Genomic DNA, 15534 nt, shown 5'->3' with positions numbered 1-15534 from the left:
ACCACGTACGGCCATATCGGATCGAATCGGGACGCCGCCTGCGCCCCTACAGCGCTTCGCGCCCGCCGCGCCTCCTCCACGCTCCGACGAGTGCAACCCACAGAGGGGCCACTTCTATTCCCTCGTCGTCCTTCAATCTGCGTCGTGTGCGGCGTCGTGCGTGCACCAGGAACCCGACCCCGATGCCGACGATCACGTACTGGATGGCGAACGCCCAGCGGAAGTGGTCCAGCTGGTAGAGCTCCGCATCCCCGCCCGCTCCGTGCGCCTGCACGTCGAGCGAGACGCCGATCAGGAACATCATCACGAAGCTCGCGAGGAAGCCGCCGACGTTGACGATCCCGTTCGCCGAGCCCAGGCTGTGCAGCGGGTTGAAGGTGCGCGCGAAGTCGAAGCCGATGAGCGATCCGGGGCCGCCGATGCCGATCGCCGCGATCAGGACGATCACGGTCCAGAGCGGGGGCTGCCCCGGCCAGAGCAGCACGAGCGTCCAGGCGGCGGCCATCAGGGCGACGATCCCGAGCACCAGGTTGCTGCGGCGCATCGGGAAGCGGGCGGTGAGGATGCCGAGGATCGGCCCGGAGATGAGGCCGGCGCCGACGAGCACCGTGAGCAGGGCCGACGCCTCCGCCGGCTCGATGCCGATCGCGAACACCAGGAACGGGATGCCCCACATCAGGCTGAACACGGTGCCCGAGGATTGCGTGACGAAGTGGGACCAGAACCCGAGCTGGGTTCCGGGACGCGCCAGGCTGATGCGCAGCTGGCGCAGCGAGTCGGACCAGGTCGCCGGCCTCGGACCCTCGCTCGCCCCCACCGGCCGGTCGGTGACCGCAGCCACGATGCCCACCAACGCGATCACGGAGAGGCCGGCCGCGGTGAGGAACGCGACCGTCCAGCCGGAGAGGTGCAGCAGCAGCGCGAAGGGAACCGCCGACAGCACCTGTCCCAGCTGTCCGACATTGCCGATCCATTGCGACAGCTGCGGCACGATCTTGCCGCGGAACCAGGAATTGGTGAGCCGCATCAGAGAGGTGAAGACGGTCGCGTCACCGGCCCCGACCAGGATGCGCCCGATGATTGCGATGGCGATGCTCGGCGCGAGCGCGACGGCGACCTGCCCGACGACCATGAGCGCGGTCCCGGCGATCATGAGGACGCGCGACCCGATCCGGTCGATGAGCACGCCGACCGGGACCTGCATCCCGGCGTAGACGATCAGCTGGACGACCGCGAGCGTCGACAGGACGGACGCGGAGACGTGGAAGCGGTCGGTCGCTGCCACACCGGCGACGCCGATGGTCGTGCGCTGCATGACCGCGATCAGGTAGGCGAAGACACCGATCCCGTAGACGACCCAGGAGCGACGCGAATTCACCGGACGATCCTATGCCCGTCGTCGGGAAGGTCTCCTCCGGGGTGACGCGGCTGCCGCTCGGGCGTGTGCGCTCAGCGCTCGCCGCGCCCGTTCTCCTCGTCGCCGTGGCGGCGGAAGGCGAGGAAGTTCTCGAGCTCGGCGGCGATCTCGTCGGCGCTCGGGAGCTCGCCGTCGCTGTCGGTCAGCGGCGAGCGCAGCTGCGTGTCCTCCATATAGGAGTCGTGCCGCTCCTCCAGCGTGCCCACCAGGCGGCCGAGCTCGGCGTTGCCGGCGACCTGCTCGTCGATGTTCGCGACGAACTCCCTGTCCTCCTGCCGCAGGCGGTCGGTCGGGAAGATGAGCCCGGTGGCCGCGCTGATCGAGTCGAGAGCGGCGATCGCCGCGGCCGGGTACTCGGTGTCGGCGAGGTAGTGCGGGATGAGCAGGATGAAGCCGGCGATCGGGTACGACAGCTGCTGCAGGCGGTACTCGAGCAGATGCAGGGCGTTCGCGGGGACCTGCGTGTGCGGCTTCCAGATGGACATCGAGTCGATCAGGTCGGTGCGGTTGCCGCTCACCGTCACGCCGATCGGTCGCGTGTGCGGCACGGGCATCGGGATGGAGTGCACCCAGGTCACGCTCTTCACCTTGAAGCGCTCGATCAGGCCGAGCACGGCCTCCGTGAACGCCTCCCACCGGAAGTCCGGCTCGAAGCCCGAAAGCAGCAGGAACGGCTGACGCAGCTCGTCGTAGGCGAGGTACAGCTTGAGGGTCGCCGGCTGGTAGTCGGTCAGGTGGTCCTGGTCGAAGTAGATGATCGGACGGCGGGCACGGTAGTCGAGGAGGATGTCGGCGTCGAAGGTGGCGACCACCTCGCTGTCGAGCGTGCCGAGCAGATAGGTGCCCAGCTGGCTCACGCCGGAGCCCGCGTCGGCGAAGCCGGTCAGCCCCGCCACGAGCGGCAATCCCTCCGGCACCGACAGTGCCGGGTTGAGCTCGAACAGTTCGCCGGGGTCACGCATATCTCAACTCTAGAGCGGACCCCGGCGCCGGGAGCCGAGTGCGGGGCGGGTGCGCGAACGCCCACAGCGAACACGGCTGCCCGACCGGGCGGAACGCGCACGCGCGTTAGGGTCGAGGCATGACCGTTCCTGCGCTGACCGTGACCGACGCATCCACCCCCTCCGGCCCCGCCGACGTGCTCGTCGTCGCCGCGCGGGTCGCCCGCGACAGTGTGACCGTGCTGTCCGGCGCCGACCGCGACGGGCTCGCGCAGCAGTTGCGGGACGTCGGGTTCAGCGGGGGCAAGGACGAACTGGTGCGGCTGCCCGGGCAGGGCGCCGGCGCGTCGCTCGCGGTCATCGGGCTGCCCGAGGGTGGAGAGGATGCGCTGCGCTATGCCGCGGGAAGCGCCGTGCGGCAGCTGGCGGGCACTGCCGCGGTCGCGCTCGACCTCCCGGCGGAGGGCGACGCGCAGCTCGGCGCCGTACTCGAGGGCGCGGCGCTCGGCGCCTACGCCTTCACGGAGTACCGCGAGAAGAGCCGCGCAGCGACGAAGGACCCCGTCGGGTCCGTCGAGGTGCTCGGCGCCGCGTCGGACAGCGGAGCGCTGATCGCCCGCGCCACCGCCATCGCCGAGGCTGCTGTGCTCGTGAAGGATCTGGTGAACACTCCCCCGCTCGACCTCTACCCCGAGACGTTCGCCGAGCGTGCGCAGGCGGCGTCGTCGGACCTCCCCGTGACGGTGACCGTCTGGGACGAGGAGCAGCTCGCGGTCGAGGGGTTCGGTGGCATCCTCGGGGTCGGACAAGGCTCGACCCGGCCGCCGCGGCTGGTCAAGGTCGCCTACTCCCCCGACGGCGCCGAGCGGCACCTCGCGCTGGTGGGCAAGGGCATCACGTTCGACTCCGGCGGCCTGTCGCTGAAGCCGGCGACCGGCATGGTCGGGATGAAGTACGACATGACCGGCGCCGCGACGGTGCTCGGCGTGGTGCTCGCCGCCGCCCGCCTCGCGCTCCCCGTACGCGTCACGGCCTGGCTGTGCCTGGCGGAGAACATGCCGTCCGGATCGGCGATCCGTCCGAACGACGTGCTGCGCATCCGTGGCGGTCGCACCGTCGAGGTGCTCAACACCGACGCGGAGGGCCGCCTCGTGCTCGCGGACGGCCTGGTCGCCGCCAGCGAGGAGCAGCCCGACGCGATCGTCGACGTCGCCACGCTCACGGGCGCGGCGATGGTCGCCCTCGGCACCCGGTACGCCGCCGTGATGGGCTCCGACGACCTCGTCGACCAGGTGCTCACGGCGGGCAAGGAGAGCGGTGAGCTGCTCTGGCCGATGCCGCTGCCCGGCGAGCTGCGCGCGACGATCAACTCGGATGTGGCCGACATCGCGAACGCCAACCCGGGCAACACCGCGGGCGGCGCTCTGCTCGCGGGCGTGTTCCTCCAGGAGTTCGTGGGACGCACGGGCGACGCGGACGACGCTCCGCGCATCCCGTGGGCCCACCTCGACATCGCAGGCCCGGCGAAGAGCCCCGCTGCGCCGTACGGATTCACCGGGAAGGGACCGTCCGCCGTCAGCGTAAGGGCGCTCATCCGTCTGGCCGAGAGCTTTTCCGGGAAGTAGTAGGGTCGTATGGGCGGGAAATCCCGCCCATCAACACGTCTCCCGGAGCCACCCCTCTGGGCGGCAAATCGTGTCACATGATCCTGATGCGCGAGGGAGTAGCTGGGTGTCTGAGCAGAACTTTGACATTGTGGTGCTCGGCGGTGGGAGTGGAGGCTACGCAGCAGCGCTGCGTGCGGCCGAGCTCGGTTTCACCGTCGGCATGATCGAGAAGGACAAGGTCGGCGGCACCTGCCTGCACCGCGGCTGCGTCCCCACGAAGGCGCTGCTCCATGCGGCCGAGGTGGCCGACTACTCGCGGGAGTCGTCGAAGTACGGCATCGTGACCCAGTTGCAGGGCGTCGACATCAACGGCGTGACCGAGTACCGCACGGGAATCGTCGCGAAGAAGTACAAGGGCCTGCAGGGCCTGGTGAAGGCGCGCGGCATCACCGTCATCGAGGGCGAGGGCCGTCTGACCTCCCCGACCACCGTGCAGGTGGGCGACGACACGATCGTCGGCAAGAACATCATCCTGGCCACCGGCTCCTACTCGCGCTCGCTTCCGGGCCTCGAGATCGGCGGCCGCGTGATCACCAGCGAGCAGGCGCTCGAGCTCGACTTCGTGCCCCAGAAGGTGGCCGTGCTCGGCGGCGGCGTCATCGGCGTCGAGTTCGCCAGCGTCTGGAAGTCGTTCGGATCCGAGGTCACCATCATCGAGGCGCTGCCGCACCTCGTCCCCAACGAGGAAGAGTCGATCAGCAAGTCGCTGGAGCGGGCGTTCCGCCGCCGCGGCATCGACTACAGCCTCGGCGTGCGCTTCCAGGGTGTCACCCAGAACGAGAACGGCGTCGTCGTCACCCTCGAGAACGGCAACACCGTCGAGGCCGACATCCTGCTCGTCGCCGTGGGCCGCGGCCCGCTGACGCAGGGTCTCGGGTTCGAGGAGGTCGGGGTCACCATGGATCGCGGCTTCGTCATCACGGACGAGCGCCTGCACACGAACATCCCCGGCGTCTACGCCGTCGGCGACATCGTGCCGGGCCTGCAGCTCGCGCACCGCAGCTTCCAGCAGGGCATCTTCGTCGCCGAGGAGATCGCGGGCCTCAACCCGATCGTCGTCCCCGACGTCAACATCCCGAAGGTCACCTACTCCGACCCCGAGGTGGCCTCCGTGGGCCTCACCGAGGCGAAGGCGGCCGAGAAGTACGGTGCCGACAGCATCAGCAGCTACGACTACAGCCTCGCGGGCAACGCGCGCAGCGAGATCATCGGCACGAACGGCAGCGTCAAGGTCGTCCGTGTCAACGACGGCCCCGTGGTCGGCGTGCACATGATCGGCGCCCGCGTCGGCGAGCTCATCGGCGAGGCGCAGCTGGCCGTGAACTGGGAGGCGTACCCGGAGGACATCGCTCCTCTCATCCACGCGCACCCCACGCAGAACGAGTCCCTCGGCGAGGCCTTCCTGTACCTCGCGGGCAAGCCGCTGCACACCCTCTAGGACGACCAGCCGGGTCCGCCCCCGCGGACCCGGCTGCAATAAGCTACTGAACGATCAGGTTTTGAAGGAGAGAAGCTCATGAGCGAATCCGTCAGCCTCCCGGCGCTCGGCGAGAGCGTCACGGAAGGCACGGTCACCCGCTGGCTGAAGAACGTTGGCGACCGTGTCGAGGTGGACGAGCCCCTGCTCGAAGTCTCGACCGACAAGGTCGACACCGAGATCCCGTCGCCGGTCGCCGGCGTCATCGAGGAGATCCTGGTGCAGGAGGACGAGACGGTCGAGGTGGGCACTGCGCTCGTGACGATCGGTGACGGCTCCGGTGCAGGCGCCGAGGCGCCCGCTGCTCCGGCGGCCGAGGCCGCTCCCGCGGAGGCCGCTCCGGCCGAGCAGGCTGCTCCTGCGGAGGCCGCACCGGCCCCGGCTCAGGCCGCACCGGCTCCCGCCGAGCAGGCCGCACCCGCCGCCGAGCAGGCCGCACCCGCGCCGCAGGCTGCTCCGGCGGAGGCCGCTCCTGCCCAGCAGGCCGCACCGGCCCAGGAGGCTCCGGCCGCGGCTGCCCCCGCAGCTCCGGCTCCGGCTGCTCCCGCCGCTCCTGCCCAGCAGGCGGCGCCCGCCCAGGCCGCGCCCGCCCCGCAGGCGGCTCCTGCCGCTCCCGCGGCACCGGCCGCCCCGGCGCAGCCCGCGCCGGCTCAGGCCGCTCCCGCTCAGGAGGCCCCCGCGGCGTCCGGCGGCTCGTCATCGGGCGCCCACGCCGGCAACGCCGGCTACGTGACGCCGATCGTCCGCAAGCTCGCGAACGAGCAGGGCGTCGACCTCTCCACCGTCACCGGGACCGGCGTCGGCGGTCGCATCCGCAAGGAGGACATCCTCTCGGCTGCTGCCCCGGCTGCGGCTCAGGGTGGTGCGCCCGCTGCTGAGGCGGCCCCGGCTCCCGAGGTATCGCCGCTCCGCGGCACGACCCAGCCGATGTCGCGTCTGCGCAAGGTCGTCGCCGAGCGCGCCGTCGTGTCGATGCAGTCGACCGCGCAGCTCACCAGCGTCGTCGAGGTCGATGTCACGAAGGTCGCCGCTCTCCGCGACCGTGTGAAGGGCGACTTCCTCGCCAAGACCGGTGTGAAGCTCTCCTTCCTGCCCTTCTTCGCCCTGGCCGCGGCCGAGGCGCTGAAGACGTACCCCGTCATCAACGCGACGGTGGACGGCGACAGCATCGTGTACCCGGACCACGAGAACATGTCGATCGCCGTCGACACCGAGCGCGGCCTGCTCACCCCGGTGGTGCGCAACGCGTCGGAGCTCGACATCGCGGGTCTCGCGAAGGAGATCACCGACCTGGCCGAGCGCACCCGCGACAACCGGCTCAAGCCGGACGAGCTCGCCGGTGGCACGTTCACGCTGACGAACACCGGTTCGCGTGGCGCCCTGTTCGACACCCCGGTCGTGTTCCTCCCGCAGGTCGCGATCCTGGGCACGGGCATCGTCACGAAGAAGCCGGTCGTCATCTCGGCCGACGGCACCGACTCGATCGCGATCCGTTCGACCGTGTACCTGGCTCTCTCGTACGACCACCGCATCGTGGACGGTGCCGACGCGGCCCGCTTCCTCGTCGCGGTCAAGAACCGCCTCGAGGGCGGCAACTTCGAGGCCAACCTCGGAATCTGATCCGCTCACGGGTACACCGCCCGTAGCCGCCAACCGGCCTCGCTCCTCACCAGCAGGAGCGAGGCCGGTTCACTTTCCGGGGTGCGGGCGGAATCCGGGGCGGCGCTGACGAGCGCTGCACCGCCCCACCGCTCGACCAGCGACAGCTGCGCGCCGCGGTAGTCCCGCTCTGCGGCGGCACCCTCCGCACCGAGGGCGGCCGTGTCCTCCGCGACCGCGGGCGAGCCCGCATCGAGTAGGGCCGACAGACAGTCGGGTTGCGAGGAGCGCGTCGCGAAGCACGAATGCCGAGCGTCGAGGACAGCGCGGGCCGCATCCACCGGATCATCGCTCGCCAAGCCGCCGCCGACCGCACCCGCCCCGGCCGAGGCGTCGGCAGCAACGGCAGCCGGACTCACCCCGGACGACGCAGGCGTCGGCTTCGGCGTGGAGCCAGGAGGCAGAGTCGGCGTCGCGGCGGTCCGGGACGGAGATGCGGCGGCTCCCGTTCCCTCGGTCGCATCGCTCTGCTCGGCCGCTGCCGACGTGAGCGCTCCCCGGCTCTCCCCCGACGCCGACTCCGACGTCGGGCCAGGTGCGGGGAGCAGGGCGACGAACGCGATCGCCACCACCACCGGCACCGCCGCGGCTGCAGCCACAGCGGGCCTCCGCTGCAGCGTCGTCCGGATCCGGTCACCGAGAGCACGGCCCGGCCGGCCGTCGAGCCGGTCCATCATCCGAGTCACCGACACGGCGAGCTGCGATGCCCGACCGCCGGTCCTGCGCTTCTCGTCGGCCCCGCCATCAGCGGACGCGATCGGTTCCAGCGGGGCCGGCCGGAGTCCGACCGGCTCCGGCGCCACCACGAGCAGGACGGAATCGGCCAGCGCGGACCAGCTCCCGCGACGGAGACCGGCCTCCACAGCGGCCAGCAGTCGCATCCCGGACCCGTCCACAACCTTCAGACACAGTGCCCGGGCCAGGGCGTAGAACCTCTCTGCGTCCGTCACGGCGTTGTCGGGGGTCCACGGCTCCACATCGTCGAACGCGTCGAGCGCCGGGCACCCGTCGCCGAGGAAGACGATGTCCGAGCCGCTCAGTCCGGGTCCGGCCCAGCCGGACGTGTGCAGCGCCTCCAGCCCGCCAGCCACGCCGAGCAGGATGGTCGCGGCCTCCCCCGAACGCACGCCGCCGCGCCTCTGGGCGAGGAGGCTGTCGAGATCGCCGTGCTCCGGATTGGCAAGGACCACAGCATCCACTTCCCTCCCCCGCACACGCCGATGCGGGAGGTCTGCCACCACTCCGACCACGTGCTCGCTCGCCGCCGCAACGCGCGCGTCCACCTCGGCACGACCGGGCGGCGCCCCGGGAGAAGGTTCCCGCAGACGGAGGAGGCACCGCGCGGGGAGCCTCCCGCCGGAGACCGCCACCCGGAGCTCTCGTGGCGGCTCGCCGCGCACCTGACAGGTCGGCGCATCCACCTCCCACCCTTCGGCGGCGGCGATCGACCTGGCCACGCGCAGGAGTTCAGCCTCGGTCGGGGCGCGGTCGGCGGAACGCGCGGACGCGGGGGGTCGGATGGAGGCTGAACGAAGGGAGATGGGAGAGGAAGTCACCCCTCCATCCCATCCGACCGCCGGGCGCCGCGGCCGCCCGCCCGCGGATCTGTGCACAACGCATCCACTCGCCCGCCTGTGAACACATGAGTCGCCCCCGCGCATAGACTGGCCCCGTGACCACGTATGACGTCACGGGGCTAAGCGCCAACTCCGTGCCGTATCTCGAGGCCCTTCAACAGCAGCGTGCCCTGCACGCCGCCGTCGTCGCAGGCCGGGCGCCCGATACCGTCATCCTCCTCGAGCACCCGCCGGTGTATACCGCGGGCAAAAGGACCTCCCCGGACGAACGTCCCGACGATGGCACCCCCGTCGTCGACGTCGACCGGGGAGGCAAGATCACCTGGCACGGGCCGGGTCAGCTCGTGGGGTACCCGATCCTCCGCCTCCACGACCCCATCGACGTCGTCGGCTACGTCCGCGCGCTCGAACGGGTGCTCATCGACGTGCTCGCGCGCGTCGGCGTCACCGGGGTGCAGATCGAGGGCCGCTCGGGCGTGTGGATGCGACCAGAGCACAACCCCGGAGCCACCAGGGACGAGAAGATCGCCGCCATCGGCATCCGCGTCGCCGAGGGCGTCACCATGCACGGGTTCGCGCTCAACTGCTCCAACAGCCTCGATGCCTACGACCGCATCGTCGCGTGCGGCATCCGCGACGCCGGGATGACCACGATCTCCCGCGTGCTCGGCCGGACCGTGACGCCGCAGGACGTCGCGCCGCTCGTCATGGATGCCTTCGACCTGGAGTTCACCGCTGCGGAGGCCGTCGCGTGAGCGCCGTCCCCGAGGGGCGCCGGATGCTGCGCCTCGAGGTCCGCAACGCCCAGACGCCGATCGAGCGGAAGCCCGAGTGGATCAAGACCAAGGCGAAGATGGGGCCGGAGTACCGGCAGCTGCAGAGCCTGGTGAAGTCCGAGGAGCTGCACACGGTCTGCCAGGAAGCCGGCTGTCCGAACATCTACGAGTGCTGGGAGGACCGCGAGGCGACCTTCCTCATCGGCGGCTCGCAGTGCACGCGCCGCTGCGACTTCTGCCAGATCGACACGGGCAAGCCGGCGGAGTTCGACCGCGATGAACCGCGTCGGGTCGCAGAGTCCGTGCAGCGCATGGGCCTCCGCTACGCGACGGTGACGGGCGTCGCCCGCGACGACCTGGAGGACGAGGGGTCGTGGCTGTACGCAGAGACGATCCGCGAGATCCACCGCCAGTCGCCGGGCACCGGGGTCGAGATCCTCGTGCCCGACTTCTCGGGTAACCCGGCCCACCTCGGCGAGGTGTTCTCCGCCCGTCCGGAGGTGTTCGCCCACAATGTGGAGACGGTGCCGCGCATCTTCAAGCGCATCCGGCCCGCCTTCCGCTACGACCGCTCTCTCGACGTGCTGACACAGGGCCGGTCCGCCGGGCTGATCACGAAGTCCAACCTCATCCTCGGCATGGGCGAGGAGCGCCACGAGATCAGCACAGCCCTGCGCGACCTCCACGACGCGGGAACCGACATCATCACCATCACGCAGTACCTGCGGCCGAGCCCGCGGCACCTGCCGGTGGCGCGGTGGGTGCATCCCGACGAGTTCGTCGAGCTCAAGCAGGAGGCGGAGGAGATCGGATTCCTCGGCGTTCTGGCGGGGCCGCTGGTGCGCTCGTCGTACCGTGCGGGACGCCTGTGGGCGCAATCCATGCAGGCGAAGGGACGGCCGGTGCCGGAGGAACTGCGGCACCTCGCCGACGCGACGCTCGGCTTCGCGCAGGCGGTGTCCTGAGAGCCCTCTCCCCGCAGCGAACGGGTCATCTGGAACGCCGCCGAGCCGGTATCCTTGGAGCTATGGCAAAGGACAAGTCCACCAAGGAGCCCGGCCGTCTGAAGCAGATGTGGCAGGTGTTCCAGATGACCCGCCGGTACGACAACCGCGCGGTGCTGTACATCGTCCTCGGGGCTGTCCTGCCGATCGTCCTCGGCATCCTGCTCGCCGTGTTCCTCTCCGGCGGCAACATCTTCACGATGGTGCTGTGGATCCTCGCCGGCGTTCTCGCGGGTGTCCTGATCGCGCTGATCATCCTCGGCCGTCGTGCCGAGCGTGCCGCGTACTCGCAGATCGAGGGGCAGCCGGGCGCCGTCGGCGCCGTGCTCCGCTCGTCGCTGAAGCGCAGCTGGCGCGGCTCCGAGATGCCGGTGGCCGTCAACGGCAAGACGCAGGATGCGGTGTACCGGGCGACCGGTCGCGGCGGTGTCGTGCTCATCAGCGAGGGCCCGGTGACCCGCACCAAGCGGATGATCGACGAGGAGCGCCGCAAGGTGAACCGCGTGCTCCCGAACGTTCCGGTCACCGTCATCAGTGTCGGGCCGGACGCCGACTCCGTGCCGCTGCACAAGGTGCCGCGCACGCTCGCCAAGATCAAGCCGACCCTCACCAAGGCCGAGGTGCTCGCGATCAGCAACCGCCTCCAGTCGATGGAGAATCAGATGCCGATCCCGAAGGGCATCGACCCGATGAAGGTGCGCGCTCAGCGCGCGCGCTGACGCTCGCACTCCCCTCCGTCGGGCCGCTCCGCCCGTCGTCGAGTATGCGAAAACTGCACGGTCTCCACGTGGATTCCGTGCAGTTTTTGCGTACTCGACGGTGGGTGGGACCGCGTCAGGCGCGGATGAGGACGGTGCCGGCGATCTTGTCGTGGAAGCCGCGCTGGTCGGAGTCCCAGACCAGCGCCGGGATCACGATGCAGAGCAGCAGGGTCCGGACGATGGGACGCCACACCCCGACCCAGCCGCCGCGCACGGCGACGACCCGCATCCCGACTGCCCTGTGGCCGACACTGCCGCCGAGGGTCGGGATGAAAACGATCTGCAGCACGGCGAAGATCGAGATCGTCGCCCACGAGTCGTAATGGAAGAACGCGAACGACAGCAGGGATGCGATGGCCCAGTCGATGGCGATCGCCGCGATCCGCCGCCCCACCCGTCCGACCGACCGCGGACCGACCTCGGGGAGCCCGAGGCGCTCCCCCGGGTAACGACTGGGGGCGATGTCGCCGGGACGGTTGGCGGGATTCTGCGGCACCCGCCGAGTCTATCGAGAGCTTCCCGGCGCATCCTGAGCCCTGCGCGCCCCGATCGCGCATCCCCTGCCCGGGTACCCGTAACATGCCGGAAACATTTGCGTCACCCCCGGGAAACGGCCTCCCCTTAGCGTTGTCGTGGGCTGCACGCGCAGTCCGGTCACCCGCAAAGCCATTGGGAGTCGTCCGTATGTTCCGTGATTCGTCTGAGGTGCTCAAGTTCATCAAGGACACCGACGTCAAGTTCCTTGATATCCGCTTCACCGACCTTCCCGGTGTGCAGCAGCACTTCAACATCCCCGCCTCGACGGTCGACGAGGAGTTCTTCTCCGTCGGTCAGCTCTTCGACGGCTCCTCGATCCGCGGCTTCGCGTCGATCCACGAGTCCGACATGCAGCTGATCCCGGACGTATCGACGGCCTACATCGACCCGTTCCGTGCCGAGCGCACGCTGATCATGGTCTTCGACATCTACAACCCGCGCAACGGCGAGATCTACTCCAAGGACCCGCGCCAGGTCGCCAAGAAGGCGGAGAAGTACCTCGCCTCGACCGGCATCGCCGACACCGCGTACTTCGCCCCCGAGGCGGAGTTCTACATCTTCGACGACGTGCGCTACGAGGTGAAGCAGAACTCCAGCTTCTACTCGGTCGACTCCGAAGAGGGTGCGTGGAACTCGGGCCGCGTCGAAGAGGGCGGCAACCTCGCCAATAAGACGCCGTACAAGGGCGGCTACTTCCCGGTGAGCCCCGTCGACAAGCAGGCCGACCTGCGCGACGACATCTCGCTGAAGCTGATCGACGCCGGCCTCATCCTGGAGCGCGCGCACCACGAGGTGGGCACCGGCGGCCAGGCGGAGATCAACTACCGCTTCGACACGATGGTCCACGCCGCGGACGACATCCTCAAGTTCAAGTACATCGTCAAGAACACCGCCAACGAGTGGGGCAAGACGGCCACGTTCATGCCGAAGCCGCTGTTCGGCGACAACGGATCGGGTATGCACACCCACCAGTCGCTGTGGAACGACGGCAAGCCGCTGTTCTACGACGAGGCCGGCTACGGCGGACTCTCCGACATCGCCCGCTGGTACATCGGCGGCCTGCTGAAGCACGCCCCGGCCGTCCTGGCGTTCACGAATCCGACGGTGAACTCGTTCCACCGCCTGGTCCCCGGCTTCGAGGCCCCGGTCAACCTGGTCTACTCGGCCGGCAACCGCTCGGCGTCGATCCGCATCCCGATCACGGGCTCCAACCCGAAGGCGAAGCGCATCGAGTTCCGCGCCCCCGACGCGTCGGGCAACCCGTACCTCGCATTCGCCGCGCAGCTGATGGCGGGCCTCGACGGCATCAAGAACCGCATCGAGCCGCACGAGCCGGTCGACAAGGACCTCTACGAGCTTCCCCCGGAGGAGGCGCGCAACATCCCGCAGGTGCCGGCGTCGCTCGGCGAGGCGCTCGACGCGCTCGAGGCCGACCACGACTTCCTCACCGCGGGCGGCGTGTTCACCCCGGAGCTCATCGAGACCTGGATCGAGTACAAGCGCGAGAAGGAGATCAAGCCGCTCGCGCAGCGCCCGCACCCGTTCGAGTACGAGCTGTACTACGGGGTCTGATCCGTACGCTCATCACACGAAAGGGCCGCATCCGATCACGGGTGCGGTCCTTTCGTATGTTTCGGTATATTGCCGTAGAACTGGGGGTCCACCTCCCCCGCTCCTAGCGTGGAAGCATGACTTCTACTTCGCTTTCCTCCCCCGCGCCGCGGACCCGGCGCGGCCCTCGTTGGCTTCGCTCCTTCGGCGTCCAGGTCACCGCTGCGCTCGTGCTCGGCGTCGTCGCCGGACTGATCGCACGCCAGCTGGGCGAACCGGGCGGGCAACCCAACGGGCTCACCGCCACCCTGAACACCATCGGGCAGTCGTACGTCTCGCTGCTGAAGGCCGCGGTGATCCCGCTCGTCTTCCTCGCGATCGTCTCCAGCATCGGCAACCTGCGCCGCGTCTCGAACGCCGCGCGCCTGGCGGGGCGGACCCTGCTGTGGTTCGCGATCACCGCGTTCATCGCGGTGAGCATCGGCATCGCGCTGGGCGTCGTCATCCAGCCGGGCAGCCGGGCGTCGCACGGGGAGCTCGCCGCCGCCGATCCCGGCGTCACCGCGACGTGGTGGAACTTCCTGCTCGGCCTGGTGCCCGCGAACTTCGTCGGCGCGCAGGTCAACACCCACGTGGATGTGGTGGATGGCGTGGCTACTGCCACCTCCGCCGTCAGCTTCAACGTGCTGCAGGTGATCGTGGTCGCTGCGGCCATCGGCATCGCCGCCCTGAAGGTGGGCAGGAAGGCGGAGCCGTTCCTCACCTTCACCGATTCGGCGCTGAAGATCGTCCAGCGTGTGCTCTGGTGGATCATCCGGCTGGCCCCGCTCGGCACGTTCGCCCTCATCGGGAACGCTGTCGCGACCTACGGATGGACGACCATCGGATCGCTCGCCTGGTTCGTGTTCGCGATCTACCTCGGCCTCGCGATCGTGCTGTTCGTGGTCTACCCGATCATCGTCCGCAGCAACGGTCTCTCCATCCGCCAGTACTTCTCGGGCGTGTGGCCGGCGGTGCAGCTGGGCTTCGTGAGCCGGTCCTCGATCGGGACGCTCCCGCTCACGCAGCGCGTCGTCGAGCGGAACCTGGGCGTGCCGAGCGCGTACGCGTCATTCGCTGCGCCGCTGGGAGCGACGACCAAGATGGACGGCTGCGCCGCGATCTACCCGGCCATCGCCGCGATCTTCGTCGCGCAGTTCTACGGCATCCAGCTCAACATCCTGCAGTACCTGCTCATCATCGTGGTGTCGGTCGTCGGATCGGCGGCGACCGCCGGGACGACCGGCGCGATCGTCATGCTGACGCTCACGCTCTCGACGCTCGGCCTGCCCCTCGACGGTGTCGGCCTACTGCTCGCGGTGGACGCGATCCTCGACATGGGCCGGACGGCGGTCAACGTGGCCGGCCAGGCGCTGGTGCCGACGATCGTCGCCAAGCGGGAAGGCATCCTGGACCTTGCGCTGTACAACGCCCCGCGCTCTGGCGTGCCGTTCACCGATGAGGACGAGGCGCACGCGGCGGAGGCCGGCGACACCGACGCGACGGTGGACGGCGGTGAGCCGGAGCCCAGCGACAGCGGCGACGACGCCCGGGGTAAGGTCGTGCAGCCGGTCTGAGATCGGCATCCCGAAGATTTTCCACCGCTCTGTCGACCTTTCGCACCGCCGTTCGACACGATGGTAGGAGGGTGCGACCGAAGCACCCCGGATCTGAGGGAGACACCCCGTGAAGTACATGCTGATCATGCGCTCGGACGACGCCGCGAAGCAGGCCTACCAGGAGATGGACTTCAACGAGGTCATCACCCAGATGGGCAAGTACAACGAGCAGCTGATCTCCGCGGGCGTCCTGCTGTCGGGCGACGGCCTCGCGGATGATGTCGCCGACTCGGGATTCGTCGTGGACTTCTCGTCGACGCCCCCGGCGATCACGGACGGCCCCTACGGCGAGACCCACGAGCTGTTCAACGGCTTCTGGATCCTCGAGGTCGGCTCGAAGGAGGAGGCAGCGGAGTGGGCCAGCCGATGCCCGCTCGGCCCCGGCTCGAAGCTGGAAGTGCGCCGCGTCACCGACGAGAGCGACTTCGCCGCCTTCGCCGACAACGAGTACATCCAGAAGGAGGCCGAGTGGCGCGCGGCCGCCGACAAGGCCTGAGCAGAGCGGAAAG

Annotated in this window: 13 protein-coding genes; 9 read left to right on the top strand and 4 right to left on the bottom strand. The window is 69.7% G+C overall.

The window, feature by feature from the left end:
* Positions 1-46: 46 nt before the first annotated feature.
* Together ACF1AJ_RS02580 and ACF1AJ_RS02575 are read right to left on the bottom strand one after the other, a co-directional pair.
* On the bottom strand, positions 47-1378 hold the full coding sequence (locus tag ACF1AJ_RS02580) for a nitrate/nitrite transporter (protein WP_391506001.1): 1332 nt from the start codon (positions 1376-1378) through the stop codon (positions 47-49).
* A gap of 71 nt (positions 1379-1449) precedes the next feature.
* Entirely contained in the window at positions 1450-2379 is a 930-nt protein-coding gene (locus ACF1AJ_RS02575; protein ID WP_391506000.1) for a proteasome assembly chaperone family protein, read from the bottom strand.
* A 119-nt stretch (positions 2380-2498) separates the two neighbouring features.
* Here ACF1AJ_RS02575 and ACF1AJ_RS02570 point away from each other — a divergent pair, with 119 nt between their 5' ends.
* The 3 genes from ACF1AJ_RS02570 to sucB all read left to right on the top strand — a co-directional run bounded on the left by ACF1AJ_RS02570 (position 2499) and on the right by sucB (position 7122).
* Positions 2499-3983, top strand: coding sequence for a leucyl aminopeptidase (locus ACF1AJ_RS02570; RefSeq protein ID WP_391505999.1), 1485 nt, complete (start codon positions 2499-2501; stop codon positions 3981-3983).
* Between the two features lie 106 nt (positions 3984-4089).
* Positions 4090-5463: a dihydrolipoyl dehydrogenase gene (lpdA, locus tag ACF1AJ_RS02565; RefSeq protein WP_309860131.1), complete on the top strand. Its 1374-nt coding sequence runs from the start codon at positions 4090-4092 to the stop codon at positions 5461-5463.
* Positions 5464-5541: 78 nt separating this feature from the next.
* On the top strand, positions 5542-7122 hold the full coding sequence (sucB, locus tag ACF1AJ_RS02560) for a 2-oxoglutarate dehydrogenase, E2 component, dihydrolipoamide succinyltransferase (protein ID WP_391505998.1): 1581 nt from the start codon (positions 5542-5544) through the stop codon (positions 7120-7122).
* A 5-nt stretch (positions 7123-7127) separates the two neighbouring features.
* Here the strand turns inward: sucB and ACF1AJ_RS02555 are convergent, their stop codons facing one another.
* Positions 7128-8618: a hypothetical protein gene (locus ACF1AJ_RS02555; protein WP_391505997.1), complete on the bottom strand. Its 1491-nt coding sequence runs from the start codon at positions 8616-8618 to the stop codon at positions 7128-7130.
* Positions 8619-8833: 215 nt separating this feature from the next.
* Here ACF1AJ_RS02555 and lipB point away from each other — a divergent pair, with 215 nt between their 5' ends.
* The 3 genes from lipB to ACF1AJ_RS02540 all read left to right on the top strand — a co-directional run bounded on the left by lipB (position 8834) and on the right by ACF1AJ_RS02540 (position 11237).
* Positions 8834-9493 carry a lipoyl(octanoyl) transferase LipB gene (lipB, locus tag ACF1AJ_RS02550; protein WP_391505996.1) on the top strand — a complete coding sequence of 220 codons (660 nt, stop codon included), beginning with the start codon at positions 8834-8836 and terminating at the stop codon, positions 9491-9493.
* Complete coding sequence (gene lipA / locus ACF1AJ_RS02545; protein ID WP_391505995.1) at positions 9490-10479, top strand: lipoyl synthase; 990 nt, start codon at positions 9490-9492, stop codon at positions 10477-10479. Before lipB ends, lipA begins: the two co-directional genes overlap by 4 nt.
* 62 nt (positions 10480-10541) lie before the next feature.
* Positions 10542-11237, top strand: coding sequence for a DUF4191 domain-containing protein (locus ACF1AJ_RS02540; protein WP_391505994.1), 696 nt, complete (start codon positions 10542-10544; stop codon positions 11235-11237).
* Between the two features lie 115 nt (positions 11238-11352).
* Here ACF1AJ_RS02540 and ACF1AJ_RS02535 read toward each other — a convergent pair whose 3' ends face one another.
* Complete coding sequence (locus ACF1AJ_RS02535) at positions 11353-11775, bottom strand: RDD family protein (RefSeq protein ID WP_391505993.1); 423 nt, start codon at positions 11773-11775, stop codon at positions 11353-11355.
* A 188-nt stretch (positions 11776-11963) separates the two neighbouring features.
* On the opposite strand from ACF1AJ_RS02535, the gene glnA reads away from it, so the two are divergent.
* The 3 genes from glnA to ACF1AJ_RS02520 all read left to right on the top strand — a co-directional run bounded on the left by glnA (position 11964) and on the right by ACF1AJ_RS02520 (position 15521).
* Entirely contained in the window at positions 11964-13388 is a 1425-nt protein-coding gene (gene glnA / locus ACF1AJ_RS02530; protein WP_018191311.1) for a type I glutamate--ammonia ligase, read from the top strand.
* A 116-nt stretch (positions 13389-13504) separates the two neighbouring features.
* Positions 13505-14983 (top strand): dicarboxylate/amino acid:cation symporter, encoded by a 1479-nt coding sequence (locus tag ACF1AJ_RS02525; protein WP_391505992.1) that lies wholly within the window; start codon positions 13505-13507, stop codon positions 14981-14983.
* Between the two features lie 109 nt (positions 14984-15092).
* Positions 15093-15521 (top strand): YciI family protein, encoded by a 429-nt coding sequence (locus ACF1AJ_RS02520; RefSeq protein WP_391505991.1) that lies wholly within the window; start codon positions 15093-15095, stop codon positions 15519-15521.
* Positions 15522-15534: the final 13 nt, after the last annotated feature.

Origin of the sequence: Leifsonia sp. NPDC014704, assembly GCF_043083605.1 — a bacterium.
Classification (GTDB): Bacteria; Actinomycetota; Actinomycetes; order Actinomycetales; family Microbacteriaceae; genus Leifsonia.
This window is presented reverse-complemented; position numbering and strand designations above follow the sequence as displayed.

Bases quoted from the DNA above. Each gene is read 5' to 3' on its own strand.
- ACF1AJ_RS02575 (WP_391506000.1), bottom strand. From the start codon at position 2,379: ATGCGTGACCCCGGCGAACTGTTCGAGCTCAACCCGGCACTGTCGGTG.
- ACF1AJ_RS02570 (WP_391505999.1), top strand. From the start codon at position 2,499: ATGACCGTTCCTGCGCTGACCGTGACCGACGCATCCACCCCCTCCGGC.
- sucB (WP_391505998.1), top strand. From the start codon at position 5,542: ATGAGCGAATCCGTCAGCCTCCCGGCGCTCGGCGAGAGCGTCACGGAA.
- ACF1AJ_RS02540 (WP_391505994.1), top strand. From the start codon at position 10,542: ATGGCAAAGGACAAGTCCACCAAGGAGCCCGGCCGTCTGAAGCAGATG.
- glnA (WP_018191311.1), top strand. From the start codon at position 11,964: ATGTTCCGTGATTCGTCTGAGGTGCTCAAGTTCATCAAGGACACCGAC.
- ACF1AJ_RS02525 (WP_391505992.1), top strand. From the start codon at position 13,505: ATGACTTCTACTTCGCTTTCCTCCCCCGCGCCGCGGACCCGGCGCGGC.